Raw genomic sequence first — 25988 nt, 5'->3', positions numbered from 1 at the left:
AAGAGTATAGCATATTACTTACAAAGTGTAAGTCCTAGTTGCTCAATTATTATTATTTATTAATATTTATTATTTTCTTTGCGCTTAATAAGACAAGAAAGACATCTGTGACAGGCTTTTCTAAAGATTCTGTCAACGCCTGTTGATAGAGATTCAATTGCCCACGATATTTTTGAATGACAGCATCAATCGCTGTTTCATCGTTGCGATCTAAAATGAAATCCGTCTTAAAGTCATATAATTGAATCGTCGTGGATAATTCGATATAACCATCAACAATCCCATGGATCAGCAATTCATCTTCTTCATTTGGGTATTGTTCAAAGACCCGTTCTGCAGGTAACAGCATCGAAAACGGTTGTTCCCGTTTGACATGCGCTTTTTGCTTGATCAATTCTTTTCCTAGCTCGGTTTCAAAAAACCAAAGAATAGCAGAAAAATCAATTTTTTTGGCTACCTTTTGATCCACTAAACGCTTTTTGACTAATTCATCTAGCAATGCTTGGATCGACTCAGTAGTCGGCATTTCTAATGGCAGCAATTGCAATAAATAGTGTGTTGCAGTTCCGATTGCCGCAGCTGAAACCTGTTGCGTTTTTTGTAAGAAACGTGGTTCAGCCAATGTATCTTGCGTATAACGGAATTGGCGGTTTAACCCTCTTGTTTCATTACTTTCCCAGACAAGTTTAGCATCAAGCGTATCATCTGGATCTTCAAACAAACGTTTAATTTCAGAAACCGATTGATAACTTGTGGTTTGCGTTGACTCTTTGAAAGGATAACGATAATCGAGTCGTGCTTTCAGAGCAGGTGATAGTGGTGTTTGATCCACGTCATTATTTTCAGCAGCATCGTTTTCTTGCGCTATTAAACGTTGCCTTTTTTCAAGCAGAGATTGTTGATTCATCCAAGTAATGGCAAATTGGCTATCAGAGTTTTTTAATTCTGAAAGAATGGTTGCTTCGGCAAAATAGTTTTGCATCAATGGATGACGCATCAAACTAAGACCGACCCAGCTCATCAAGCTGTTCTTCCCTTTTAATCGAGTCGTTGGCTCTAAGACTAATTTGGTTTGTTCAGAAGCTTCTGACCAATTCTTCAAGGTATCTTCTTTATTTTTATACGAGCCGATAATAAATAATTTTTGTTCCGCACGGGTCAAACCAACGTAGAGTTTACGCATCTCCTCTGACAATAACTTATTTTGTTTGGCTGATTTGATTGCTTGGTAAGGCAAAGTATCATACAACACCCGAGTATCAGGATCCATATAACGAATTCCCGCACCTAGTTTTTCTTCAAAAGCATATCGCTTTTTTAAATCTTGCAAATTGAATTGTTTGGTCATATCTAATAAAAAGACAATAGGAAATTCTAAGCCTTTACTTGCATGGATCGTCATGACTCGAACAGCATTATCACTGGATGAAATCACCGGCTCCGCTAAATCTTTGTCTTTTTCCTGCATCTTTTCGATGAAGCGAACGAATTGATACAACCCTCTAAACGAACTTTGTTCATACGCTTTCGCACGATCAGCCAACGCATAAAGGTTTGCTTGTCTTTGGGCACCAGCTGGTAAACCTGCTACATATTCTAAATAACCGGTTTGTAAATAGATCTCCCACAGCAAGTCAGTGATTGAAGACCGCCGAGCCAGTTCCCGCCACAATTCGAGTTGATTATTGAAATGGCGCAATTTATCAGCTAATTCATTCTGATTTGCTGTTTGGTAAGCCAGCACCGCATCATAATAAGTATGCGTACGATCAGCTAAACGGATCTGTGCCAGTTCTGGTTCAATCAGTCCTACGATCGGTGAACGTAAAACGGCTGCCAATGGAATATCTTGATATGGATTATCAATCAATTGGAGTAAAGAAATCATCGTACGCAACTCCGTAGATTGAAAATAATTTTGGGCATCGTTCATTTCTAAAGGAATATCTAATGTTTTAAAGATCTCTAATATCGTCAGATTATTCTTCTTTGTAGGTGTCAAAAGTACGATATCTTTATATTCGACCGGACGATTCTGTTTCATTTTTTTATCATAGATCAGGAATTTTTCATCAATCAGTTCGCGGATTTTTAAGCCCGTCATAAAGAGTTCGCCTTCTGTTTTGTCCTCTAGATTCTCATCAATTGGAAGGTCGCTGTTTGGCTCTTCTTCTTTTTCGTAAATCAATAGTTCTGGTTCAAAGCGATCGACTTCGGGGAAATCGGGAAATCCTAATCGTAATTGTGCAGCATCATCATAAGCGATTTGTCCCACAACAGGGTCCATCAATTGTTGGAACACCAGATTGGTAAATGACAGGACTTCCTTTCGGGAACGAAAGTTTTCTGCCAAAATGATCCGTCTTCCACCCTCAGCTGTTGAAAATGCTTCATATTTTTCAATAAACAAACTAGGATCAGCTAGTCGAAAAGAATAAATCGACTGTTTGACATCCCCAACCATGAATAAATTGCCATTTGTCGGATCAGGCTGTCTAAGCCAATAAAGGATAGCTTCTTGCAACTGGTTGATATCTTGGTATTCATCGACCATTACTTCTTTGAATTGCTTACGATAAAGCTTTGATGCTTCACTTGGAAGCCATGACTCTTCTGTTTGGGTCGTCAAGATTCGCAAAGCAAGATGTTCTAAATCATTGAAATCTACTACTCCCTTTTCTCTTTTTCGTTGTCTGAAACCATCCATGAAACGTTTGGTAACACTCGTGAGCTCTTCCACTAGGACAGCAGCTTTTTTCGTCCGTTCGGTCAATTGTTCAGGAGAAATCGGAAAATATGTTTTTCCAATTTTCTGAATGATTTTTTTCGCCTGATCTCTTAAATTTTTAACTTCGGCTGAACGTTCTTTCAGCTCTGCTTTGCGACTGCTTTTAAAAGTAGTAAAAGTCAATGTTTCTAAACCCGTATAGGCTTCCGGCAATTGATCTTGTAATAAGTGATCATAAATGCGTTGGACTTGTTCTTTTTCTCCTGCAACTTGTTCCAACATTTTTTCCAGACCTTCTTCTTGCGCTAATCCAACCATTTCTTCATAAAGTTGCACACTTTGTGCCATATCTGTAAGTAGAAGTGGTCGCAATTGTTCTTGGTACAATGGTGAATGAGCTAATCCATCATCTAAACGATAGTTATCCACTAATTGATCTAACCAACGTTTGGGATCAGGATTCGCTCGCGCAAATTCATAAAGAGAGAAAACCAGATTGGTCAATCCATCATCTGAACGATCATTTGAAAAATTCATTGTTAATTGGAAAAACTCTTCCCGATCTTCGCTATAACAAGCCTCGCGTAATTCATCCCAAACATCTTCTTTCATTAAGATCGTTTCTGTCTCATCCGTTAACATCCGAAAAACTGGATCAATATCGATCAAGTAGTAGAATCGGCGGATGACCGTTAAACAAAAAGCATGTAAAGTAGAAATATTAGCACTCGGCAATAAAATCAGCTGTTTCGTGAAATGTTGTTGGCGTGCCGGATCGCTTTCACTATTGACTGCCTCTTGTAAAGCTTCTTGGATCCGTTCTTTCATTTCTTTCGCTGCCGCTTCTGTAAACGTCACGATCAAAAGTTCATCAATATTGAACCCCATTTTTAGTTTTTCGATTACTCGACGGACAAGCACTGTGGTTTTTCCAGAACCAGCGGAAGCTGATACCAGCAAGTTATCTCCCTGATCAAAAATGGCTTGCCATTGTTCGTCAGTGAATCGTTCGTTTTCTGGTCTCAAAGGAATTTTGGTCATTCTTCCTCACTCCTTTTTTCTATTCTTCGCAGGGCTTCTTCCTTGTTTAATTTTTCTAAACGGTGATAATTGTTTTCTTGCAACATCACATCAAACGTACAAACACTTCTAAAAGGACACATTTGACAAGCAAGCCGCTCCTTGTCTTTGTATGCTGGATTAAGTTTGATCTCCCCTGACGTGATTTTATCCCCTGCTAAACGCATATTCGCACGATTATGCGCCATAAAAAGTTGGAGTTCCTGTTCTGTATAGAATTTTTCTTTACTAAAACTTCCCTTTTGATAGACATCTTTCGCATTTTTCTTGATCGGATAAATCAAAGAGTTCTCTTTTGCTTCCAGTGAATGATCTAATACTTCCAATAACTCAGGTTCATCGACAAAAATGCCGTCATAACTGAATTTTTTCAATGTCTCTTTTTCAATTTCATTTGCTTCAGACAAAATCGGATTATGGACATGTAAATAATAGGAACCAGCTGGTCGAACCAATGCTTTTCCAGTCAATTTGACAGCATCCATCAACGCCACGTCTAGATAGGTCAACAGTTGCATAGCCATCCCGTAGTAAGCTTCAGTGACATCAAAGGAACGTCCACTTGATTTATAATCGACAACACTAAGCCAGGTATCCGCTTGTTCAACAGCAACATCCACACGATCAATCTTCCCACGAACATGTAATTTCCCACCATTATTCAGTGGTAATTCCAACCCTGGGATACCTTGAGCGCCAGCAATTTGGCCAAACAATATTTCTGTTTGAAGGGGCTTCATCCCTGTATTTTTACTTTGCTTTTGTAATGCCCAAGCTACTTTTTGGATCGTTTGTCCTAACTGATAACGAATATAGTTCATTCGAGCTGAACTATCTAAAATTTCAAAGCGTAACTCGCCAAAGACGTCTTGCAAGACTTTTTCAGTAAACTCTTTACGTTGTGTATCGGTCATTTCTACTAGCGATATCTGATTTGAAAATAGTAATTTAAAGAAACGGTCTAATGATTCATGATAAAAATCACCTGTAGCAGCTGGCGTTAAACCATAGACCATTCGTTCTTTCAGTTTCAAACCAAATTGGACAAAATATTTATATTCACAATTATAGAAATTTTCTAATCTGGAAATAGAGGTATAAATATCTTTACCATAGAGTTCCTCTGCCATCTTTTTAGGTAATGACACCGGGACATTAAGATGTTCTTGACTTTCAAAAATGCGCAATGCAAAATTTCGCCATTGTGATTGCAAGATCTGCTCTCTTAGTTGGCGCCAATACACCGGAACTTTTTTCTTCTCTTCCTTTGCTAAACGATAGATATGATTGATTGTATTGATCCCACTACGATACGTACCGATATAACAACTCGGATCGCTGTCTAAAACCAAATGCTCTTTTCTTTCAGCTGGGATCATCAAGTATTCCATGATTCGTTTCAAATAAGGAGAGATTTTCAACGTGTTTGTATCATAACTTTGAGCGTAACTGAGGTATAGACGCTGAGTGGCTGAAGCAAACACCAAGTAGGCTTGCAATGGTTCAAAAGACAAGTTCTCTTTTGCGGGATCAAATAAAAATTTCTCTTCCGCTAAACGAGCATTCAACGTTTCCCTTTCCTCACTAGAAAGCAAGCCTTTCGTTTCGTGCCGATCAGGAAATACTTGATCATTCAAGCCAATGGCAAACGTGACTTTCGCCTGGTTTGATCGTACCAGTTCCAAGCGGTTGATGCGTACTTGGTCGATTGCTGTAGGAATCTTCCCATAACTTAAATTTTCTAACCCGCTGGTAATGATTTCCTGAAACAAATGCCAGTCAAATTCAGATTCCCCATAAATGAGCGAATACTCGTCCAGTAAATCAATCAACGCCCCCCATGTTTGCTCATGGTTTCGGGCTGCTGCTAAATTGCCTCGTTCAATTTCTTGATTTCGCCAAAAAACTAATTGTTGTTGTACGCCACTGTTCACCAAAAAACGATAAAAGACCGTCGCGCCTTCTTGTCCATTTTTACATTTTTTCATCTTGTCAAAAAATGTTGGGACTTTCTCTTTGAAGAAGTGCCGAATATCATTCGAGCGTTTTTCTAATTCTTGAACATCTTCCAGTTGTTCTGCTTCAAAATCGTAAGACACGAACTGCCAATCTTTTTCTCTCGTCCAGTATGAACCTTGATAGTTATAAGCAAGTGCTACATTTTCTGTGACATCTAATTTTGCTCGGAACTGATTTCTTTGCTCACGCCAACTGGCTAAGTCTAGTGTATCATCCGCTTCACAAATGAATAATTCAGTTTTGAAAAAACGCATGATATCATTCAAACGATAGGCATATCGATCTAAAGCGAATAAACTATTGATCCATTCGATCAATGGATGATTCTCCATCAACTGCTCTTCATCAATATAAAAAGGAATCGCCATTTCTTTGAAAACAGGTTGTAGCAAGTTACCATAAAACGCCATATCTTTCGTTAACACTTGAATGTCACGATAGCGATAATTTTCCTCGCTGACCAAACGACGGATCTCCACAGCTAGTTGTCTGACTTCTTCGGTGGCGTTCTCTGCTTCCCAAATTCTCAACGCCTCTTGTTGCCCAACCTTCAGCGGCTGGCTTTTTTTGTTGCTAGAAGTTTCTTCCCACATTTTTTGCAAGTGCATGAGTGCAAGCGGTCTTTCATGTTCTGGGGCAAATTTTTCCACTAAAACCGGCACTCTTCGTTCTTTGGCACTGTTGATTAGTTGGAAATAGAGCTTTCCTGTTTCATGAAACAATGTCAACACTTCAGGCATATCCGTGATATAAGGACGATCAAGAAGCAAATCAATCACTAGCTGTCCCTTTTCCATCATGACCTGTAACAATTGATATTCTTGCGCATTGACTCGAGTGAAACCACTAACGATAAATTTCACCTTGGACATGTCTTGCGTTTGTAGATAATTTGCCAAAATGGTCAAAGCATCTTCAGATTGCAGCGCACGTTGGACTAATTCTTCTTCAAAAGCTGTAAAAATCAATTGAAGATCTTTCATTTTCAACTGTTGATTTTCAGCTTTTACCGTATCCGCTAGTTCTGAAAAGACAAGATCTTCAGGTGAAATATTTCCAATACGTAATTCATTGTGCAATTCTTGCAGCTGGCGAATAAACCCTTTTTTATTGATTTCTCCCCGAAAAATCGTTAAATTTTCTTCATTTTTTTCTAGGATCTGTCGCAAGATCATTGCCGAACCAGATTCTGAAAGTTCATTACCAGACAATAACGTTGTTTGCTGCAACAAATACCACGCTAAACGATAAAAACTAAAGACTTGGACATTCGTTGTACTAAATGACGTTTTGCCACTTCTTTGACGCAGCTCTGTCAAGATTTCTTGTTCTTGTTCAAATTTATTATAGTTAGGTACAAGGAAAAATACCTGGTGCATGCTATCTTTTGCTAACCATTCGACTGATTCATCAATCAACGCTGTACGGTGGTCTTTTCGGGCTGTCCCGAGAATAAATTGTAAAGACATTTTCCCTCTCCTTATTCCTTAGATTCATTCCTCATTCATTATACCAAAAACAACTGAACATTTGTTCTTTCTCCTATTTTTTTTAGAAATTAATTGTTTGCGCTTATAGAGATTATTTTACCAAATCCTCTCAAAAAAAGTTTAAGACTACTTCTTGCGATTCACATCCATCAATCGCTATCCTTTACTTATTTCTTATACTTATCCATATAAAAAAAGAGCCTGGGACAAAACTTGTCTCAGGCTCTTTTAGTATCTCTAAAACGAATAAACGGTGAGACAAAAGCAGCATCTTCGGAAATAAGCCGAAATTTACCAAAAATTTGAGAAGCAATTTTCGGAAATTCCTTCTTATTTCTTGATGCTAAACACTTTTGTCTCAACCTCTTTCTTTTATAACTTCATTTGATTTAATGAATGGAACCCATCAATTTTTTGATTGGTTCTTTGATCATAAACAATACAACTGCTCCGACGATTGCTACGACACCGACAATTCCGAAATAAGCAGATTCAGTACCTGGTGTATAGAAACGCGCGATTTGTGCATTGATCGCTTGTGAAGAAGCATCTGCCAAGAACCAGATAGCAATGGTTTGTGATTCAAAAGCTTTAGGTGCTAATTTTGTTGTCGCAGACAAGCCAACTGGTGATAAACATAATTCAGCGATTACGACAATGAAGAAGCTGCCAATCAACCACATTGGACTTACTTTACTATCTGTGCCATAAAGCATACCTGGTAACATCATTAATAAGAAAGATAACCCAGCAAATAATAATCCTAGTGAGAATTTCACTACTGTTGATGGTTGTCGTTTTCCTAATCTCGTCCACAATGTAACAAATACTGGTGTCAAGACGAAGATGAAAATCGGATTCAATGATTGGTACCAACTAGCTGGAATATTCATACCGAACAATGTTGATTGTGTCCGTTCTTGTGCAAACAGAGCCAAGATGGAAGATCCTTGTTCTTGTAACGACCAGAAAATGATCGCTGCTAAAAATAATGGGATATACGCCCATACTTTTGGTTTTTCCTCTGCTGTAACATTTTTAGCTGTTAACATTTTAACAAAATAGTATAACGGTAAAAGAATACCTAAAACACTAATTGAATTGACAAAGAAATCAATGGTTAAATGTCCAGTGACTTGTGCGCCACCAAAGATTGCTACAATCACAACTAAAGCAATGACTAAGTTACGAATGAATTTTTTACGCTCTGCTGCTGTTAATGGGTTAGGAGCAACTGTTCCTATACCATCCAACGTTTTACGTCCTTGGATCACGTATTGTAACAGTCCAAAGAACATTCCGATTGCAGCTAATGAGAAGCCAAGATGGTAGTTGTATTCTTGTCCGATCGTTCCTACGATGATCGGAGCTAACATCGCACCTAAGTTGATCCCCATATAAAAAATAGAGAAACCGGCATCTCGTCTTAAATCAGTTTTTGAATAAAGATGTCCAACCATTCCGGAAACATTTGGTTTCAAAAAGGCTGTCCCAAAGATAATCAAAGCCATTGAGACGAATAAAGTGGAAACACCAAATGGCAATGCTAAGACGATATGTCCAAGCATAATAAATATTCCACCGAAGAAAACAGTTCTTTTTGCACCTAGTACCCGGTCTGAAACCCAACCACCGATGATACTAGACATATAAATCAGTGAACCATAAATTGACATAATTGCTAATGCTGTTGCGGTAGGTAATCCAAGTCCACCGTTTGCTACAGTATCGTACATGTAGTAAAGCAACAGCGCACGCATACCATAATAACTAAATCGTTCCCACATCTCTGTGAAGAACAATGTTGACAACCCCTTCGGCTGACCGAAGAAGCCCTTGTCTTGTTGATTTTCCATAATCCATACCCCAATTCTTTAAATTTTCAGAAAATACTATAAATATTCACTGAAAAATTTAACTAAAAAACTTATTTAAGAAATATATACTTATTTTCTATAAAAACGAATAAAATTTAATGGGAAAATGATAATAAAAAATAAACAGATATTTAATAATTATATATTGCTATTTTAAAATGATCGAGTTTTACTTAGTTTAACAACAATGGAAACGTTAACTAAAATAACCTCTATTATTTTAATATTCATTAAAAAATTTACTTATTTTTTGTGAGCATATTATTTCACTTACTTTTTGTAAGGTGATATACTTCGTTTGTACTCATAAAATATGCAGATCACAACTAAAGGAGATTTCACCATGACAACATTTACAACAACTTTGCAAAACCGTCGTTCTATCTATGATTTAGGACGTAACGTAACACTATCAAATGAAGAATTAACAGCTTTGATCAAAGAAGCAATCAAAGAAAGTCCAACTGCATTTAATGCACAATCAACACGAGCAGTCATTCTTTTTGGAGATGCTCACGAAAAATTATGGGAAATGACCGAAGAAGCTCTTCGCCCATTGACACCTGCTGAAGCTTTTCCAAATACGCAAAATAAATTAGCGGGCTTCAAAAAAGGCTATGGAACAGTCTTGTTCTTTAAAGATACAGATATCATCAAAAATCTCCAAGAACAATTTACATTATATGCTGACAACTTCCCAGATTGGTCAGAACAATCAAATGGGATTGCTACAGCAAATACATGGGTAGCCTTAACAGAACAAGGTTTAGGAGCTAACTTGCAACATTACAATCCAGTAATTGACGAAGCTGTCGCTAAAGAATGGAACATCCCATCTAATTGGAAACTACGTTCTCAATTAGTGTTTGGCTCACCAGAAACACCAGCTGGAGAAAAAGAATATATGAACGACGAAGATCGTTTCCGTGTATTTAACTAAAAATCGATTCATTAACCATTCTGCAATACAAATTTATAAAAAATAGCAAACTAAAAAAAGGACCTCTAAAATAAGAATAACTATTTTAGAGGTCCTTTTTTTTATCGTTCTACCTTTTAACGTTTCACTACAAAGGTATCCCCTCTTCTATTTTCATTCTACTAATAGAAAATTCCTTTAGTCTATTGAAGAAAGTCTCTCATGAGTAAGAATACAATTACTTAAAAAATGCAAAGAACCAAAGAAGCAATCAAACAATCTATCTATTGATAGGATCATGCGCGTCTAAAGGATCGATAGAGGCTAGTACAATTTAGAAAAGCTACCTAAATAGAATGATCAAACAAAAAAAGAGTGGATTTCTCCACTCCAATTTATAGAGACTCATTCTGTAAGCAGTTACTCTTCAGAATCGATCATAATATCAATTTCGGCATCATCATTTAAATGCTGTGCTAAAAAAGTGACCAACTCTTCCATTGATACAGAAAATTTCAGCATGGGTCCACGCCAACCGTTACGAAAGAAATTCATTTTTATGATGGAAGATCCTTCCGGTTGATACAAAACGATTTTATTGATCTCAGAAAAAGGAACACCTTTTTTATCAAAGCTATTTAGAACAAGCCCATCTTCTGTTATACCACGACTATCTAGTAAAAAGCTGATGAAAATTAGCGCTGACAAGACCCCTTTTGCCAATTCATCTGCAGTTGGTTGACTAATCAGCGTAAACCAAAGAACTAAGATAGCCAGAAAAGGCACGACTAAGTAAACCCAGCGATTTCTAACCGTTCGATAGACGATTTCTCGACGTACCAACCATAAAAACAAACACATAACAAAGACAAATAAAAATAATAGTAAAGTAAATATACTAATCATCTAACTACACCTCTTTTCTCTTTCCAAATACTCGAAAAAGAAATAAAAATTACAAGCAAAAGGACATACAGTACCGATTTCGTTACTGTACGTCCAAAATCATTTCTTCTTATTCAAATGTTTCGTATTTTGCAACAACCATACTTGCTTTTTCTTCTAATAACTCTTGATCTTCCATTGCGCATTGAGCAACTTTGACTACGGCACAATTCGTCATTTTTGAAACAACTTCTCCGATAACTGCTTTTGTAAACCCAATCGGTTTACATGAATATTGCTCTCCTAAATTAATCATTTCTTCCGTCATCAAAATCCTCCTAAACTACCAAGCTCTTTTATAAGGTAACTGTTTTTTTCAAACAGTAATTGCTCTTTCAAATAAACATCATCTAAAAACGTTTGTTATTTGACCTGCGATTTATTTCGACCTTACTGGCATTATAGCGTACTGTTTTCGTTTTCACAATTAAAAACTATCAATAAATCGAAACATTTTTTTCAATTTAAAAAAATTATTCGGCTATTGATCCTGTGATTTTTCAGGACTTTTGTCTTTTTATTTTAAATTTGGAAAACAACATGTCAAATTTTTTATTTTATTTTTAAAAAAAAGCATTATAATATGTAAATATCAGAAAAAAGGGGAATTATTATGAAAAGATTCATTGGTAAAAAAATATTATTCGTGGCAGTCCTATTATTCGTTATTTTTTCTGCCACCACTTATTTTCACCATTCACACAATGTTGGAAAGGATACTGAAAAAGTAAGTAGTTATGCTAAAAAACAAGTTTTACTTGATGTCCCCTTGGAAAGCCAATTCACCGAGCCAGCGTTAGGAAATGGCTGTGAAGTTACTTCACTGTCCATGCTGCTTTCTTATTATGGTTACGAGACTTCTAAAAACCAGTTAGCTCAACAATTGAATTACGTTCCTGTTTTTAATGCTGATGGTACACATGGCGATCCTAATGAAGGGTTTGTTGGGGACATCAGCGGTGGAGATTGGGCAATGGGCGTCTATGTCCCGCCTATCGCTTCGTTGGCACAGACAATCGTAAAAACAGATTATCATACTCTTCCAAAAACCGATGCAACAATCAATGACATTAAGAAAGCTTTACAACAAGGAAAGCCTGTGTGGGCCTCCGTTACTTTAGATTTCCAAGTGCCTACTGATACTGATTTCGTTACTTGGCAAACAAACAATGGGCAAGTAAAAGTGACACCATTAAACCATGCCTGTGTAGTTACTGGTTATGACAATGACAATATTTATGTAAATGATCCTTATGGAGAAAAAAATAGACCCGTAGCAATCAAAGATTTTGAGGCAATTTTCACCTCAATGGGTGGTCAAATGTTGACTTTAGAGAAAAGCTAGTATTTTTATAAAAAATACATTATACTCTAGCTAAATATGATGGAAAGGATTGAGGGAAATGGAAAAAATTCATAAAAAAATAGATCCTAATGAAATTCCGATTATTTTCGTTCGTGATGTAAATGGTCATACACCAACCAAAGTTTCCGTCAAGGAATGGACGGATCGCTATAGCCCAGTTTCACTCAATGAGTTACAGATCAAACTTTATCGTCAAGCATTAGCCTATTATTCTGAGAAAGATTATGCAAAAGCGATTGATTTATTGAAATTTTTAATCTCACAAACAAACTATACACATTTTGAATACATCGAACGTTTGGCAACGATCTATCGAATCATCGATGCTCCACTAAAAGAATTTCAGTTACTTTCTAATACATTATCAATTGCCAATTTGATTCCACTTCCATCTGGTTTAATCAAGAAGTTAGAAAGACGAATGATCACTGTCAAAAAAATGCTGGATAAAGAGTAATCTCTTGCATTTTCTTTGTGTCGTGCTATGATCAAATTGTTTGATTGGGATGTAGCCAAACTGGTAAGGCACTTGACTCTGAATCAAGCAATTGCAGGTTCGAACCCTACCATCCCAATAAAAAAACCAATCAGAAACTCAGTTTTCTGATTGGTTTTTTTATATTCTCTTTAAGTTTACATAATAAAATTATATTTATCCAATGATAGCTAATGCTTTTTTAGGTACTTCTTTTTTGTCAACTTCTTCATATGACTCGACGTGAGCGCCCTTATTAATGATCTTTAAATAATGTCCTTCTTTTAAAATAGATAAACCTGTAAATTCAATCGTTCGTTCATGTCCCTTTTGATCGGCAGCTTTTTGGATATAAGTCGCTGTTCCATATGAATTGACTTCATCTGGTTTTTTCGTCTTGACGTATACCTCTCCTTTTGTTACCAACGGATTTAATTGGTCTACCACACCTGCCATCTCATCGTGGGAATTTTGCGTATAAAACTTCAAGCCCACTAATGCGACTCCTGCAAATAATACCGTTCCAATAACTACTTTTACTACTTTCATTTTTCTACCTCCTATTTTTATTTCATTATATCCATAAAAATAAACGGCTTCATCCGCCTCTAGTTGGAGATTTTTCTCCTACTTTGGCACAAAAGCTTTTGCTCACCCTTGTTCTAAATAATGCTCAATATTAAAAAACGCTCAAAACGGCTAAAACCATTTCAAGCGTTTTTTTTAATAATAAAATCATGAGCAACAATTTTGCCATATGATTAATTTCTTGTAATTAATACAGCCTAGTTGGATCATAATGATAAACTACATTCCCGTTCAATAATGCCTTACCTACGACATATTTACGATTCTCTAATTTTAGCCACGCTTCACGAAAAAGCATGACCTCTTCTCTTTTGACCTCAATTTTTTCAATTTTTCCGTCAATCAATTCTTGGATAAGTGCTTCGTATGGATTCATTGTTCTCCTCCGTCACAATCAATACGTAGTAAAAATTGGTTCATGATCTACTTTTGTATCTAGGTCTGTTCTGACATTTACCGTTGTATATAAAACTTTTTCAACAGGTATACTATAATAATTGTCTTCGCTACTGCTGAATTGGTGTACACCTTTTTTCGTCAGAATACCATTGATTTTATTCATCAGTACTCTTTTTTCTACACTATTACTGACCACATAGTAAATCACACGTATATTGTTTACTAAATGTAAATCGACTTCTAACATTACTTGATCCATGAAAATTTCATCCTTTCTTTCGGATCAATTATAGCAAGAAACTTCTTGTTAATCAAAAACCTTTGTATGTCCTTCTTGGTTATCAATTAAAGAAATACTTGCATCATTTGATACAAAATGTTATTTTGTATCAGATATCATTATTATTCTGGGAGGCACTCTCGTGATTGCGATTGGTCAGCTTGTTTTTTATATTCCATTTTTCATCATGCTAAGTATTCTTTTCTATTACATAAATTGGACAAAAAAGAAACTATCTGTTTTACTTGTTTCTCTTCCAAGCATCTATTTTACTTATCAAATCTTTTCTTTCCGCCATTGGGAAATCCCTTCTGTCTTAATTAGACATGTCATTAGTTTAGTTATTTCAGTCATTATACTGATACTTTGGATATTTTATTTATTAAATAAACAAGATTAGTGTGTGTATAGATTGTGAACAAACGAACAAAAAATGAGTGTGAAAAAAGTGAGCCACCACTTTTTCACACTCATTTTTGATCATTCATTTACACCAAAGAAAGATTTGAACCGTTCAAGGATTGATGCTTGTTTTAAATCAATAAACTGTTGGGCAACAGAAAATTTGTCCTCTAGCAATTCTTTATTTGATTCAATCAAAATTTTTGCTTCTTCGTACTTCTTTTCTTTACATAGTTGTTTGACTTCATTCAATACATCACCAGCACTCATCTTTTCACCTACTTCAGTTATTAGGAACCTATTGATATAAAAGGTTGTCTCAATGTTGAATGTTTACGATTCTTTCACACAATGAACTTTCTTCCGCAGCACAAAAGCTATTCTTTTTGATCACTTGACGTGATAAATCGGATCGACTCTTGGTACTCCCGATAGTCTCTACTATAAAGATCTGTTAATCGATCTGGCAAAACGAACCAAGCTGGATGGTACCCATTTACAGTGACAGGAAATCCTTTCTCTTGCAGACTATCACCATCCCAGCGTAAGGCAATCGCTGTTTTGCCTGACCATTTCACTAAAGCAACAGAATAACCTTTTTTCGTCTGCGTACCATCTTCTAAAATTTTGAGGATTTCAATTTTTTCTCTAGGAGCTGTAACCTCTTGTGGACGTACCATTCTTTCCCCTCCTTATTTGACCACTAACACACTGCAGGGCGCATGAGTAACAACGTAAGAAGCTGTAGAGCCGACTAAAGCTTGTTGGATTGCTCCTTTACCAGTAGCTCCCATGACAATCAAATCGATCGCTTCTTGTTGTGGAAACACCGTCCCAATCAAGTTACGTGGATCACCCGTTTCAACAATAGCATGGATGTCATTGATCCCATATTCTTTCGCATCATGGATCTTTTTTAACATTTCGACTTCTATCTTCTGTTTTTCTTCTGCGTAGATTTTTGAAAATGCGTAGGCGCTATGTGTCAACTCTACTTTATTGATGATCGAAACGATAAATAATTCGGCTTCATTATCTTTCGCTAAATCTAGCGCTTCCAAAAAAGCTTGTTCTGATTGCTTAGACCCATCGACAGCTACCATTATTTTTTGATATCTCTTACTCATGTTATCGCCTCCTTGTTTCTATTATTGTAACATCTCATGCTAAATTTAAAAAAAATTACGCTGTTTTCAATTATTTCGTATTTATTTTCAAAAAATGTAGCTTTTTTTTACTTGTTTCTAGTGTTTATTTTTCTCATCAATTGTCCTTGTTAGTGGTTTATTTTAAACGTTTATGACGGTTTTCTCATTGTTTTTCACATTTTATGATAATCTGTTTGTTACAAAAAACGTATCTTTGTTACAAAGTGTCATAGAGCTTTTACCTATGAAATATTTTCCCATGGTAAAGTATTCCTCGTTGGACACAACAAAACTATTTTTAAATTTATGAAGGAGATCTTACATGAAATCACTTAAAACATTACTATTAGGAACAACTTTGACTGCCGGCGCACTATTCTTTATGGGAACATCTGCACATGCGGACGAAGCTTATACCGTTCAATCAGGTGATACGCTATCAACGATTTCTCAAAAATACGTTGGTGATAACTCCTTGATCCAAACTATTGCAGAAAAAAATTCAATCTCAAACATCAACTTGATTTATTCAGGTCAACAATTAACAATCCCAACAGGCGAACAAGCAGCAACAACACAAACAGCTTACCAAGCGCCTGCTCAAACAAAAACAGTGGCTGAACAACCAGTGAAGCAAGAACCAGTTCAACAAGCAGCACCTGCTCAACCAGTTGCTCAAGCAACGCAAATAGCGGCACAAGCAACACCAGCGACAACAAACACAAGCTCAGCGAAAGAATGGATCGCTCAAAAAGAATCTAGCGGTTCTTATACAGCAACAAACGGTCGTTACATCGGACGTTACCAATTAGATTCTTCTTACTTAAATGGTGACTATTCAGCAGCAAACCAAGAACGAGTTGCTGAACAATACGTATCTTCTCGTTATGGCTCATGGGAAGCAGCTAAATCTTTCTGGGAAGCAAACGGTTGGTACTAATATAAAATAGCTTGTTTAAAAAGCGAAGGTCCCTCTTTAGGATCTTCGCTTTTTTATTGATTCTATTCATTTATTTTTTTGAGATTGTTTTAACTTCTTGATCGCCCATTCGTAGTGACTGGAAGTTGCAGAAATGAAATAACTACCTAATGTGGTATTCCCCACCCATACAAATTGCTTTTTCTGGAATAACTCTTCATCACTCAAGGCGTCTAATTTTTTCATTACTTGCTCATGGCTTTTTTTCAAATAGTTTTCAGCTTCCACTAAAGAAGTTGTTTGATGCTTTTCTACAAACTCTTCATTCATCTTCCCGTAGGTTCGCCAATTATACGGTTCAGGCAAGAAATTTCTTTCTTCTCCGTTAAAGTTGCTTTCAAGCCATCGTAACAATAGTTGATGCCATTCGTACAAATGGATCAATACATCTTTTAAGTCTTTGTCTCGTCGCCAATGTGCTTCCTTTTTTTTCGCCAAAAACTCTTCACTAAATTGAAAGGATTGCTTGCGATCTTCCTCACTCATACCGTTAATTAATCTCCATAAATCATCGAATTGGCTGTTTGCTTTTTCAAGCAATTCATCTTTTGATTTTGGTCGCATATAACGCACCCCCTCTTTTTTGCTAAATCACTTGCTCACCATAAGGAATTTCAAAATGATTTGTAGTAACTTTTATGTGTTCATTATTTTGTATTACAAGCAACAAAAGCAAAACGATGTTGCAAATTATAAATCGTACCATGTCGTTTCAACTCTTCATAAAGTCCCAATAACTCTTTGAAATTTTTCTCAACTGTAAATCCAGGGTACTCCCATTCAATCGTCCGTACATAAAAGATCAAACTATCCATATCAAAGAATTGTTGATTCAAATAGGCTTCGTCACAAAACAAAAGATCAAAATGGTGCTGTTCTAGTTCTGCTTTCACTAAGGAAAGATGAAAATCAAAACATTCTTTCCTTACTTCTGGCATCAAACGAGAAGCCAAATTCAACCCGTTGAAATCTCCTACTTGTTGAGAAATAAATAACCCATCTGGTTTCAAGACACGCTTCACTTCAGCTACTGCAAAAGATTCATGAGAATTGATCACTAGATCAAATGAATCATCTGGAAAATCCAATACGTCCTCTTCCCCCACAAATTTTACTGTTACACCTTGAGGGTCAAGTGTTTGTAATAATAGCTGGTAATTAGGCGGATACCCTTCCGTTACTGCTGTCTGTTCATAAGGATGGTTAAATGTTTGTAACAATTCACCTCCACCTGTTCCCATATCTAATAGAGACATAGTTGGAGTTAAATAATTTAAAACAAGCTCTCGGTAATCCCACGGAGGCTCTTCACACGACCATTTCCCATCTAAATAGGAAAAATCCCAGCCAGTAAAATTTTTCTGTTGTTCCTCACTTTTAAGCAACTCTTTTTTTAATTGGTCCATCATCTTTTATCGCTCCAGTCATTATGATTTTATAATCGTTGACGGCGATATAGTCGATTGGATAAAGCATACTCGATATAGGTCTATCCATTCCACTATATCGAGTAGCTACCTCGTTGTTTTCTCATGTTCATTCTCCTTTTGATTGACTTAAAAACAGTATATCATGAAAACCAGGAACGGAAAACGCTTACTAAAAAACTGTTTTGTGCGTTTGCTTAGATTGTTAGATAATTTGGAAGCTATAATTTTTTTGAGTTTCAACGACCTCTTTCGCAATTATTTTCCTATACTGAACAACCTTTTAGTACATCAGCTATCCGAATATTTTACATAGAAAAAAACTCTTCTATCAGCATTTACTAAAAGCTGTTAAAAGAGTTTAAGTTAGTGTATCAGCCAATAACTCATTATTGATTCAAGATATCCTTTGCTTTCATTTTTTCCATTTCTTTTATTGTCTTTTTTTTCTTTGATTCTTTTCCACCTTCATAAATACAGATCAATGTAATCAAACCAACAATAGGCATTAATATATTTCTAAATGTTAGATTTAAATGACCTGTCACAACGATAAAAACAACTAAACCACTGAAAATCACTGGTAAGATCGCTCCCATATATTTATTCCCTATATAACCACTTAGGGTTTGAAACCCAATCACACCTGCAATAAATAAAAGTTGTATTATATTATTCATTTATACTCTCCCTATGTTTTTTTATAATTTCTTTTGCTACGTCTAAACTTATTTTTTCGTTAATCACGAGTTGCATCATTGATACTTCAAAAGAATCTTCTTGCTTTATATCAAAAAGTTTTATTTTTTCAATTAATCTATCTAACCTTAATCTTACTGTTGGGTAACTAACTTCATACTCTTTTGCTAACTGCTTTAAGGAACCTGATGCCAACAAAAATTTCTTAATAAATACTTGTTCCTCAGGTTCTAAATTAAAAAACCATTCCATTCATTAACCTCCCAACAAAATATAAATATAATTAAACAAAGCTTAACATTGTTAAAAATAAAACACAACTTAATTTATAAAAAATTTGTGATACGATTTGAGTAGAAAAAGAGAGAGGGATAAAAGTCGTTATAATTTATTCTTCTTTTGACAATTTTACTTCATCAAGCATCAATTTTTACAAAACAAAAACTCCTTTATCAACTTTTTCTAAAAGTTGATAAAGGAGTTTAAAAGTTGTTTACTCGTTGAATATGAAATCCGTGTCAAAATTATCTGATACCAAGTGCAATTCGTGCATAACGACTCATCTTATCCGTCGTCCAGGCTGGATACCAAACTAGTTTGACTTCTGCCTTAGTTACTTCTGGTACTTCTTTTAAGGCGTCGTGGATGGATTCAGTTAGGATATCAGCTAATGGGCAACCCATGGTTGTTAAGGTCATTTTAATGACTGTTTCTCCGTTTTCTGGATCAAACTCGATTTCATAGATCAAGCCTAGGTTGACGATATCGATCCCTAGTTCAGGGTCGATGACCATTTCTAAGGCAGCTAAGATTCGTTCCTTGATTTCATTAACTTCTTCTGCAGACCATTTTTGGTTTGCTTCGCTCATCTTGCAGCACTCCTTCATGCAATTTTCATTTATCATACTCTTTTTTTGCTCATTTGTAAATGAGAATCGAGAGGTTCTATTCTCATTTAGCAGGTTAAAAACAGAAAATTCTTCTGACTTATTTAAATCAATTATTGTTTTTTAGTTTTTGAAGGAGTTTTCTTTATTTCGGGAAAGACACCCGTAGAACGGTAAAGATTTTGTTCGCTTTCATTAGCAAAACGGCCAAATACCGAATGTGTTGGTAAAATATTGATAAAAGCATCTTCGTCGATTTCATGGACGATTTGATCTAAATCATACATTTCATAACGAGTGATCACCATCATGATCGTTTTACCTTCTTTTTTAGAATAGCCACCGATTGATGGTAAGAGGGTCATTCCTCGAACCATATTTTGAGCGATCGCTGCGGTCACTTCATCTGGTTTAACCGTCACAATCATGGCGGTCACTTTTTGATGACTCGTATGAATCGCATCAATCACTTGAGTCATAGCATAGATAGAGATAATCGTATAGAGCGCACTCTCCCAGTTAAAAAGAAATCCCGCAATCACCACGATCAAACCATTTAACATCAGCATATAATTTCCAACGGTTTTCCCCGTAGTTTGTGAAAGGACTAAAGAAATAATATCCATTCCTCCAGTTGTAAACCCCATTTTAAGTGAGATCCCTACACCAACACCTAACAAAACACCGCCGACTAAGGCATTCATTAAAATATTGTCCGTCACTTGCCCAGTGGGAAGTAAAGTAGTTGCTACCGATACGGCTACTACATTGACAAAACTTAAAATCGTTGCTCGTCTGCCTACTTTCAAGAACCCTAGAATAAAGACAGGGATATTCAAAATAAAGATAAAGGCACCTGTGTCCACTTTTACGTGGAGCCAGTCAGATAATAACGAGGCAATGATTTGGGCAATCCCATTCATCCCTGCGGAAAAGACGTTTGCTGGAATCAAAAAATAATTTAAGGCAACCGCTGCGGTCAATCCGGTGACTAAGATAACCACAATCTTTTTTAATATTTCATTTCTTTGATACACTGTCATAATCTTACTCACAAGCACCTCTTCCTTTCAAAGTTATTCCAATTGTAAGAATAACAGGTTATGAATTAAATTAAAATACTTGAATCATAAATGAGAATAATTTTAGTAAAGCTTCAACACAATCATTTGACTATGATACAATAAAATAAAAACAAATCAGGAGGATCACTATGGCAAAAGATGCAAGTTTTGACATTGTTTCAGAGGTCACAATCGAGGAAGTCAGAAATGCGATCCAGCAAACAATAAAAGAATTAACCAACCGTTTTGATTTTAAAGATTCGACTATTGATATCAAATTTGATAACAATAAATTAACCATTCTCAGTGACGATGATTTCAAGATCGAACAAATCAAAGATGTCTTGTTCAGTAAATTAAACAAACGAAATGTTCCAATCAAAAATATCCATTTCTCTGAATCAGAGCATGCCCTTGGAGGAAAAGCACGCCAATCCGCTGAACTTATCAATGGCATTGATCGGGAAAATGCCAAGAAAATCACAACTGAGATCAAAAATTCAAAGATTAAAGTAAAAACCCAGATTCAAGAAGATCAAATTCGTGTAACTGGAAAAAACCGTGATGACCTTCAAGCGGTGATTGCTTTATTGCGAAAATTAGATCTGCCAATCGAACTTCAGTTTACTAACTATCGTTAACAGATAGCTTTACTTGTCAGACAATGAAACAATTGATCCAATACGCGCTTGAACAGATAAGACACCTGAATCTACCAGTCGTTTGTGGTTGATTCAGGTGTTTTTAATTTTAAACTACTAGCGCTAGAGTTTTTTCGCATCTCCAATTATTTACTTTTGTGCCAAAAATCGGTGATTTCTTTTGTGAGTTCAGATAGGTTTCTGACAGTGGTCGCTGACTGCCAATGTCTTGGAAACAATTGGCGATAATCCAACCGAGTAAAACGCTGATCTGCTAACAAAACGATTCCCTGATCACTGGCATCTCTAATGACACGCCCCGCTGCTTGTAAGACTTTATTCATACCAGGTAATTGGTACGCATAAGCAAATCCCAGCTGATCTTTTTCGTCATAATATTCTTTGATCAACTCCTGCTCATGGTTCATTTGTGGTAACCCAACGCCAACAATCATACTGCCAATTAATCGGGTTCCTTTTAAATCGATCCCTTCTGAAAAGATTCCGCCTAACACACAAAAAGCTAGTAAGGTTTCGTCTGGATCAATTTGAAATTGCTTCAAAAATGTTTCTCTCTCAGTTTCACTCATCATGGTATCTTGAATCAGCACCTTAACATCTGGATGTTTTTCTTGAAAGGCTGTCACTGCCTGATCCAAATATTGGTAAGAGGGGAAAAATATCAAGTAATTTCCGATCTTTTCTTTTGTAAAATGTTGGATCGTTTCAATCAATCGAGGCATGTTCTCTTCTCGTTTACGATAGGTTGTTTCTAAATAATTTGTGATCAGCACTTTTTGGTTTTCTTCTGGAAAAGGACTTGGCAAGCGATAAGCTAAGCTCTCTTTTCCTCCTAGCGTTTCTTGGTAATAAGACAATGGCGAAAAACTAGCGGAAAATAAGATACTACTTCTCCCCTTAGCTAACGATTGTTCTAAAAAATCACTAGGATCGATGCAAAATGCTTTGATGATGAAATCTTGATAAGTTTTCTCTACAGTTGTTTCATAATGATCATCGTAAAATTCACTGATTTTCAAAAAGTGAAGTAAGTCAAAATAAAAGGGGAGTAACGTCTCTTGAATGGCATGTTCAGGATACTCTGCCAACCACTCTTGGATGTGCTCACTCAATTGATAACCAGCATTAACCAATGTGTCCGCGGGTGCTTTTTGATGGTGGTAGGTCCACCCATCTTCATTTGAAATTTCCTGGATCTGATCGAACGCTTTGAGTAATTTATTAAAACGTCGTCTTAGCTTTTTAAATTCTTTTGGAATGAGTGCATAGACGTTTCTAGCGCTTCGATATGAAAGTTTTGCGGAGTACATCTCTCGGGAACGACTGACCAAATTATGGGCTTCATCAATCAGAAAAAGATGATCCTCATTTTTTTCGCCTTCAAAAAAACGTCGTAAATAAACAGTCGGATCAAACAAATAATTATAATCCCCAATAATCACATCACACCATAAACTCACATCTAGCGACAACTCAAAAGGACATAACGTATGTTTCTTCGCATAGGTTTCAATAACTTCTCTGGTGATTTGATTTTCATGATTCAATAAATCCCATAATCCTTCATTGATCCGGTTGTAATAACCGTTGGCATATGGACATTGATCTGGATTACATGTTGTTTCGTCTAAAAAACAAATCTTATCTTTGGCTGTCAAAGTCACACTTTTGGTCTCAGCACCCACATCTTTTAACGCCTCCAAAGCATCTTCAGCGACTTGTCTCGTGATTGTTTTAGCCGTTAAATAAAAAATGCGTTCTCCCTCTTCTTCCCCTATCGCTTTCAAAGCGGGGAACAGTGTAGAAACTGTTTTTCCAGTTCCTGTCGGTGCTTCGACGAATAATTTTTGTTTTGTACGAATCGTTTTATAGGCAGCGACTGCTAACTCTCTTTGACCTTTACGGTAGTTGTCATAGGGGAATTTCAAAGCCATCAAAGAAGCATTTCGAACGGTACGCCAATTCTCTTGAAAAATCAGCCATTCTTTATAGTCATCTGTAAGTTTTTTAAAAAACTCATTTAATTGTTCGATGGTTTGATGCTCAACTTTTCGGGTAATGATTCCTTCAGTAGTTTGATAATAAGTTAGTTGCAAATTGATTTCTTTTAAATCATGTTCATGACAATAAATATAAGCATAGGTTCTTGCTTGATGGAAAAATAATTCAATTTGTTCTTTTTCTAAGTCTTCATACCTCGGTTCCGAAGTTTTTATTTCATCAATATAATAGATGCCTTCTTTTTGGAACACGCCATCTGCTCGCCCTTCTATGATTAGCTGGTATTCCTCGAAGTGGACAGTCGTCTTTAAAAAGACTTCTTTTTCATAGTCTTCTCCAGCATCTTTTTGAAGCTTCCGATGGATCTTGGCACCTTCCAGTGCGGTATGGTTACTTTTTTTACGATTGTCGATACTGCCACGCCTTAAGATAAATTCAACAAGGTTACGTACCGATATTTTTGATTGCTTCACCACTCCCACTCCTTTGACTATAAGCTTACCTGAAAAAGAAAAGAATCGCAAAATACTAAAATCAAGCTTATCAATTTGCCGATTTATACGCCTCAACAGATGAAAGTATTACAGCTATTTAGTCACTTCTTCCTTTCACAAGTAGGATCACAAAGCTATAGATTTGTTTACATTATTCAGATATCTCTCTCCCTTTACATTCATCATCGTTCACTTGAAAGTAAAGTAAAACATCCGAAAATAGCTTTTTGCATTTTCGGATGCTTCCCTTTGTTTTTCAGAGTTGGACATCACTGTCGCAAGCTCGAATAGGATATAGAATTAGGATTTTTGGATGAGCTCACTCTAACACCAACTTATTAAAAAGAAGTGAGAATTTTCTGTCCTCTTGTTTAAAATCTCTCAATACTTTTATTTTACATCTTGTCATTGAAATAAGTGGTTCATTTAGGAAGCAAGAAAACTCGGCTACAAAAAAACATGACTCAGCTCTACTATAATAAATTAATTCAATTAATTCATTTATTATTCATACAATTCGATTTAGATTCACCGTGGACCATTCCTCAAGTAGGGTCTTTTGTTTCATCTTATCAATTGAGTTATACTAGAATTAAGTAAGCGATCAGGAGGAACTCTTTATGCATATTGAACAAATCAAAACTGGGATGATCGAAGAAAATTGTTATTTGGTTTATAACGATGAAGCGCTACTGATTATTGATCCTGGTGAAGATGCAGCAAAAATCAAAACGCAAATCGAAAAAACGCAACAACAACCCGTAGCGATTTTACTAACACATACCCACTATGACCATATCGGAGCCGTCGAAAAACTTCGTCAGTTTTATCAGATCCCTGTATATGTTAGTCCATTAGAACAAAGTTGGTTAGGCGATCCGATATTAAATCTTTCTGGTTTGGGAAGACATGATGACATTGCGAATATCATTGTTTCACCTGCTGAATATGAATTTGAAATGAAACCCTATCGTCTAGGGAATATGACATTTCGGGTCGTCCCTACACCTGGTCATTCGATTGGAAGTGTCAGCTTTATCTTTGATGATTTCGTCGTATCAGGTGATGCACTATTTAAAGGCAGTATCGGTCGAACCGATCTATATACTGGGAATCTGGAGCAGCTGCTACACAGTATTCAAACCCAGTTGTTTGTGTTGCCAGATGAATTTGCCGTTTATCCTGGGCATGGAGATGCTACGACCATTGAACATGAAAAAAGAACCAACCCTTTCTTTAATGCTTAACTAACAAATCGATTGGAGGCTGTAAATATGACTAAAACCACTCTTTACATCGTCAGACACGGAAAAACGATGTTCAATACGATTGAACGTGTCCAAGGTTGGTGTGACACACCACTCACCAAACAAGGCCAAGAAGGAATCCACTATCTTGGAAAAGGATTGAAAGACGTTGATTTTTCTTTTGCTTATTCTAGCGATAGTGGTCGTGCTATTGAAACGGCACGTATCATCCTCAGTGAACATGCCAAAGGAAAAGATATCCCTTACTTTATCGATCAAAGGATTCGTGAATGGTGTTTTGGCTCCTTAGAAGGTGGCTATGACATGGAAATGTGGGGAGTTATCCCCCGAGTATTAAACTTCAAAACTTATGATGAGATGTTCACGACGGACGTAACTTTTGAACAAATTGCTAATGCTATTTATAACCTGGATACCGCTGGCTGGGCTGAGACCTACGATACTTTAAAAAATCGTGTATGGTCAGGATTTGAAGACATTGCGCACCATTGCGAAAAAAATGGTGGTGGCAACGTCCTAGTTGTTTCTCATGGGTTGACAATTGGCTTTTTACTCAGCCTAATTGACGTACATCAACCTGTTCGAGCAGGCTTATTAAATGGCAGCGTGACAAAAGTGACATATGAAAAAGGCAATTTTTCAATTGAAGGAATCAACGATACTAGTTACATTGAGCAGGGAAAAAAACACTCGCGGGATTCTTTCTTATAATCGTTCTGTTATCAAACACTGGTTTGCGAGTACTCACTTGAGTACTCGCTTTCTTATGCCCTCTTTCTATTTCTCAAGTT

The 25988-nt window shown here is 36.3% G+C and carries 26 protein-coding genes and 1 tRNA gene; 9 read left to right on the top strand and 18 right to left on the bottom strand.

Annotation, left to right across the window (positions count from 1 at the left end; all coding sequences use genetic code 11):
* Nucleotides 1–52 precede the first annotated feature (52 nt).
* From addA to IGL28_RS05895, 3 genes are all read right to left on the bottom strand, one after another.
* Nucleotides 53–3769 (bottom strand): helicase-exonuclease AddAB subunit AddA, encoded by a 3717-nt coding sequence (addA, locus tag IGL28_RS05905; protein WP_081129001.1) that lies wholly within the window; start codon nt 3767–3769, stop codon nt 53–55.
* Entirely contained in the window at nt 3766–7296 is a 3531-nt protein-coding gene (locus tag IGL28_RS05900) for a PD-(D/E)XK nuclease family protein (RefSeq protein WP_081129000.1), read from the bottom strand. The genes addA and IGL28_RS05900 overlap by 4 nt, the downstream gene beginning before the upstream one ends.
* Before the next feature lie 410 nt (nt 7297–7706).
* A complete protein-coding gene (locus tag IGL28_RS05895; RefSeq protein WP_010719307.1) occupies nt 7707–9173 on the bottom strand; it encodes a peptide MFS transporter in 1467 nt (488 codons plus the stop codon).
* Between the two features lie 364 nt (nt 9174–9537).
* Here IGL28_RS05895 and IGL28_RS05890 point away from each other — a divergent pair, with 364 nt between their 5' ends.
* Entirely contained in the window at nt 9538–10134 is a 597-nt protein-coding gene (locus IGL28_RS05890; RefSeq protein ID WP_010719308.1) for a nitroreductase family protein, read from the top strand.
* Nucleotides 10135–10533: 399 nt separating this feature from the next.
* Here IGL28_RS05890 and IGL28_RS05885 read toward each other — a convergent pair whose 3' ends face one another.
* Together IGL28_RS05885 and IGL28_RS05880 are read right to left on the bottom strand one after the other, a co-directional pair.
* On the bottom strand, nt 10534–11019 hold the full coding sequence (locus IGL28_RS05885; RefSeq protein ID WP_081128998.1) for a hypothetical protein: 486 nt from the start codon (nt 11017–11019) through the stop codon (nt 10534–10536).
* Nucleotides 11020–11128: 109 nt separating this feature from the next.
* Complete coding sequence (locus IGL28_RS05880) at nt 11129–11326, bottom strand: hypothetical protein (protein WP_010719311.1); 198 nt, start codon at nt 11324–11326, stop codon at nt 11129–11131.
* 345 nt (nt 11327–11671) lie between these two features.
* Between IGL28_RS05880 and IGL28_RS05875 the strand changes: the two genes are divergently transcribed.
* From IGL28_RS05875 to IGL28_RS05865, 3 genes are all read left to right on the top strand, one after another.
* Entirely contained in the window at nt 11672–12403 is a 732-nt protein-coding gene (locus tag IGL28_RS05875; RefSeq protein WP_010737478.1) for a C39 family peptidase, read from the top strand.
* Between the two features lie 58 nt (nt 12404–12461).
* The gene (locus IGL28_RS05870) at nt 12462–12881 is read left to right on the top strand and encodes a hypothetical protein (RefSeq protein ID WP_010737477.1); all 420 of its coding nucleotides are present in this window, start codon (nt 12462–12464) and stop codon (nt 12879–12881) included.
* A gap of 45 nt (nt 12882–12926) precedes the next feature.
* Nucleotides 12927–12999, top strand: a tRNA-Gln gene (locus IGL28_RS05865).
* 77 nt (nt 13000–13076) lie between these two features.
* Here IGL28_RS05865 and IGL28_RS05860 read toward each other — a convergent pair.
* The 3 genes from IGL28_RS05860 to IGL28_RS05850 all read right to left on the bottom strand — a co-directional run bounded on the left by IGL28_RS05860 (nt 13077) and on the right by IGL28_RS05850 (nt 14145).
* A complete protein-coding gene (locus IGL28_RS05860; RefSeq protein ID WP_010737476.1) occupies nt 13077–13448 on the bottom strand; it encodes a YxeA family protein in 372 nt (123 codons plus the stop codon).
* A gap of 226 nt (nt 13449–13674) precedes the next feature.
* The gene (locus IGL28_RS05855; RefSeq protein WP_010719315.1) at nt 13675–13863 is read right to left on the bottom strand and encodes a hypothetical protein; all 189 of its coding nucleotides are present in this window, start codon (nt 13861–13863) and stop codon (nt 13675–13677) included.
* An 18-nt stretch (nt 13864–13881) separates the two neighbouring features.
* Nucleotides 13882–14145, bottom strand: coding sequence for a hypothetical protein (locus tag IGL28_RS05850; RefSeq protein WP_010737474.1), 264 nt, complete (start codon nt 14143–14145; stop codon nt 13882–13884).
* A gap of 163 nt (nt 14146–14308) precedes the next feature.
* Between IGL28_RS05850 and IGL28_RS05845 the strand changes: the two genes are divergently transcribed.
* Entirely contained in the window at nt 14309–14566 is a 258-nt protein-coding gene (locus tag IGL28_RS05845) for a hypothetical protein (RefSeq protein ID WP_010719317.1), read from the top strand.
* An 80-nt stretch (nt 14567–14646) separates the two neighbouring features.
* On the opposite strand, the gene IGL28_RS05840 is transcribed toward IGL28_RS05845, so the two are convergent.
* From IGL28_RS05840 to IGL28_RS05830, 3 genes are all read right to left on the bottom strand, one after another.
* Nucleotides 14647–14838, bottom strand: a complete 192-nt coding sequence (locus IGL28_RS05840; protein WP_010719318.1) for a hypothetical protein — start codon at nt 14836–14838, stop codon at nt 14647–14649.
* Nucleotides 14839–14945: 107 nt separating this feature from the next.
* Nucleotides 14946–15248 (bottom strand): hypothetical protein, encoded by a 303-nt coding sequence (locus IGL28_RS05835; protein WP_081128997.1) that lies wholly within the window; start codon nt 15246–15248, stop codon nt 14946–14948.
* Between the two features lie 12 nt (nt 15249–15260).
* The gene (locus IGL28_RS05830) at nt 15261–15695 is read right to left on the bottom strand and encodes a universal stress protein (RefSeq protein WP_010719320.1); all 435 of its coding nucleotides are present in this window, start codon (nt 15693–15695) and stop codon (nt 15261–15263) included.
* 343 nt (nt 15696–16038) lie between these two features.
* Between IGL28_RS05830 and IGL28_RS05825 the strand changes: the two genes are divergently transcribed.
* Nucleotides 16039–16656, top strand: a complete 618-nt coding sequence (locus IGL28_RS05825) for a LysM peptidoglycan-binding domain-containing protein (RefSeq protein ID WP_128427638.1) — start codon at nt 16039–16041, stop codon at nt 16654–16656.
* A gap of 66 nt (nt 16657–16722) precedes the next feature.
* Here IGL28_RS05825 and IGL28_RS05820 read toward each other — a convergent pair whose 3' ends face one another.
* The 6 genes from IGL28_RS05820 to IGL28_RS05795 form a co-directional block, all read right to left on the bottom strand.
* The gene (locus IGL28_RS05820) at nt 16723–17259 is read right to left on the bottom strand and encodes a ClbS/DfsB family four-helix bundle protein (protein WP_081129071.1); all 537 of its coding nucleotides are present in this window, start codon (nt 17257–17259) and stop codon (nt 16723–16725) included.
* A gap of 83 nt (nt 17260–17342) precedes the next feature.
* Complete coding sequence (locus tag IGL28_RS05815) at nt 17343–18104, bottom strand: class I SAM-dependent methyltransferase (RefSeq protein WP_081129072.1); 762 nt, start codon at nt 18102–18104, stop codon at nt 17343–17345.
* A 407-nt stretch (nt 18105–18511) separates the two neighbouring features.
* Nucleotides 18512–18802, bottom strand: a complete 291-nt coding sequence (locus IGL28_RS05810; RefSeq protein ID WP_081129074.1) for a hypothetical protein — start codon at nt 18800–18802, stop codon at nt 18512–18514.
* Nucleotides 18795–19073 carry a DUF2089 family protein gene (locus IGL28_RS05805; RefSeq protein WP_081129075.1) on the bottom strand — a complete coding sequence of 93 codons (279 nt, stop codon included), beginning with the start codon at nt 19071–19073 and terminating at the stop codon, nt 18795–18797. The genes IGL28_RS05810 and IGL28_RS05805 overlap by 8 nt, the downstream gene beginning before the upstream one ends.
* Nucleotides 19074–19345: 272 nt before the next feature.
* Nucleotides 19346–19690, bottom strand: coding sequence for a metal-sulfur cluster assembly factor (locus IGL28_RS05800; RefSeq protein WP_010719329.1), 345 nt, complete (start codon nt 19688–19690; stop codon nt 19346–19348).
* A 131-nt stretch (nt 19691–19821) separates the two neighbouring features.
* Nucleotides 19822–20763: a YitT family protein gene (locus IGL28_RS05795; protein WP_010737469.1), complete on the bottom strand. Its 942-nt coding sequence runs from the start codon at nt 20761–20763 to the stop codon at nt 19822–19824.
* Nucleotides 20764–20921: 158 nt separating this feature from the next.
* On the opposite strand from IGL28_RS05795, the gene IGL28_RS05790 reads away from it, so the two are divergent.
* Nucleotides 20922–21413 (top strand): YajQ family cyclic di-GMP-binding protein, encoded by a 492-nt coding sequence (locus IGL28_RS05790; RefSeq protein WP_010719331.1) that lies wholly within the window; start codon nt 20922–20924, stop codon nt 21411–21413.
* A gap of 146 nt (nt 21414–21559) precedes the next feature.
* Here the strand turns inward: IGL28_RS05790 and IGL28_RS05785 are convergent, their stop codons facing one another.
* The gene (locus IGL28_RS05785) at nt 21560–23911 is read right to left on the bottom strand and encodes an ATP-dependent DNA helicase (RefSeq protein ID WP_081129077.1); all 2352 of its coding nucleotides are present in this window, start codon (nt 23909–23911) and stop codon (nt 21560–21562) included.
* Between the two features lie 638 nt (nt 23912–24549).
* Here IGL28_RS05785 and IGL28_RS05780 point away from each other — a divergent pair.
* A complete protein-coding gene (locus IGL28_RS05780) occupies nt 24550–25176 on the top strand; it encodes an MBL fold metallo-hydrolase (RefSeq protein ID WP_081129078.1) in 627 nt (208 codons plus the stop codon).
* 27 nt (nt 25177–25203) lie between these two features.
* Nucleotides 25204–25908 (top strand): histidine phosphatase family protein, encoded by a 705-nt coding sequence (locus IGL28_RS05775; RefSeq protein ID WP_053766367.1) that lies wholly within the window; start codon nt 25204–25206, stop codon nt 25906–25908.
* Nucleotides 25909–25988: the final 80 nt, after the last annotated feature.

Source organism: Enterococcus sp. AZ077 (assembly GCF_051714965.1).
Lineage (GTDB): Bacteria > Bacillota > Bacilli > Lactobacillales > Enterococcaceae > Enterococcus_B > Enterococcus_B hirae.
The sequence above is the reverse complement of the archived record's forward strand: the minus strand, read 5'-3'. Positions and strand labels throughout refer to the sequence as shown.

What these genes read in the sequence shown, in the direction of transcription:
- IGL28_RS05815 (WP_081129072.1), bottom strand. Translation starts at nt 18,104, where the DNA reads ATGATGGACCAATTAAAAAAAGAGTTGCTTAAAAGTGAGGAACAACAG.
- IGL28_RS05885 (WP_081128998.1), bottom strand. Translation starts at nt 11,019, where the DNA reads ATGATTAGTATATTTACTTTACTATTATTTTTATTTGTCTTTGTTATG.
- IGL28_RS05900 (WP_081129000.1), bottom strand. Translation starts at nt 7,296, where the DNA reads ATGTCTTTACAATTTATTCTCGGGACAGCCCGAAAAGACCACCGTACA.
- IGL28_RS05840 (WP_010719318.1), bottom strand. Translation starts at nt 14,838, where the DNA reads ATGAGTGCTGGTGATGTATTGAATGAAGTCAAACAACTATGTAAAGAA.
- IGL28_RS05850 (WP_010737474.1), bottom strand. Translation starts at nt 14,145, where the DNA reads ATGGATCAAGTAATGTTAGAAGTCGATTTACATTTAGTAAACAATATA.
- IGL28_RS05875 (WP_010737478.1), top strand. Translation starts at nt 11,672, where the DNA reads ATGAAAAGATTCATTGGTAAAAAAATATTATTCGTGGCAGTCCTATTA.
- IGL28_RS05890 (WP_010719308.1), top strand. Translation starts at nt 9,538, where the DNA reads ATGACAACATTTACAACAACTTTGCAAAACCGTCGTTCTATCTATGAT.
- IGL28_RS05835 (WP_081128997.1), bottom strand. Translation starts at nt 15,248, where the DNA reads ATGGTACGTCCACAAGAGGTTACAGCTCCTAGAGAAAAAATTGAAATC.
- IGL28_RS05820 (WP_081129071.1), bottom strand. Translation starts at nt 17,259, where the DNA reads ATGCGACCAAAATCAAAAGATGAATTGCTTGAAAAAGCAAACAGCCAA.
- IGL28_RS05805 (WP_081129075.1), bottom strand. Translation starts at nt 19,073, where the DNA reads ATGGAATGGTTTTTTAATTTAGAACCTGAGGAACAAGTATTTATTAAG.
- addA (WP_081129001.1), bottom strand. Translation starts at nt 3,769, where the DNA reads ATGACCAAAATTCCTTTGAGACCAGAAAACGAACGATTCACTGACGAA.
- IGL28_RS05830 (WP_010719320.1), bottom strand. Translation starts at nt 15,695, where the DNA reads ATGAGTAAGAGATATCAAAAAATAATGGTAGCTGTCGATGGGTCTAAG.
- IGL28_RS05855 (WP_010719315.1), bottom strand. Translation starts at nt 13,863, where the DNA reads ATGAATCCATACGAAGCACTTATCCAAGAATTGATTGACGGAAAAATT.
- IGL28_RS05800 (WP_010719329.1), bottom strand. Translation starts at nt 19,690, where the DNA reads ATGAGCGAAGCAAACCAAAAATGGTCTGCAGAAGAAGTTAATGAAATC.
- IGL28_RS05825 (WP_128427638.1), top strand. Translation starts at nt 16,039, where the DNA reads ATGAAATCACTTAAAACATTACTATTAGGAACAACTTTGACTGCCGGC.
- IGL28_RS05790 (WP_010719331.1), top strand. Translation starts at nt 20,922, where the DNA reads ATGGCAAAAGATGCAAGTTTTGACATTGTTTCAGAGGTCACAATCGAG.
- IGL28_RS05810 (WP_081129074.1), bottom strand. Translation starts at nt 18,802, where the DNA reads ATGAATAATATAATACAACTTTTATTTATTGCAGGTGTGATTGGGTTT.
- IGL28_RS05860 (WP_010737476.1), bottom strand. Translation starts at nt 13,448, where the DNA reads ATGAAAGTAGTAAAAGTAGTTATTGGAACGGTATTATTTGCAGGAGTC.
- IGL28_RS05775 (WP_053766367.1), top strand. Translation starts at nt 25,204, where the DNA reads ATGACTAAAACCACTCTTTACATCGTCAGACACGGAAAAACGATGTTC.
- IGL28_RS05880 (WP_010719311.1), bottom strand. Translation starts at nt 11,326, where the DNA reads ATGACGGAAGAAATGATTAATTTAGGAGAGCAATATTCATGTAAACCG.
- IGL28_RS05895 (WP_010719307.1), bottom strand. Translation starts at nt 9,173, where the DNA reads ATGGAAAATCAACAAGACAAGGGCTTCTTCGGTCAGCCGAAGGGGTTG.
- IGL28_RS05870 (WP_010737477.1), top strand. Translation starts at nt 12,462, where the DNA reads ATGGAAAAAATTCATAAAAAAATAGATCCTAATGAAATTCCGATTATT.
- IGL28_RS05780 (WP_081129078.1), top strand. Translation starts at nt 24,550, where the DNA reads ATGCATATTGAACAAATCAAAACTGGGATGATCGAAGAAAATTGTTAT.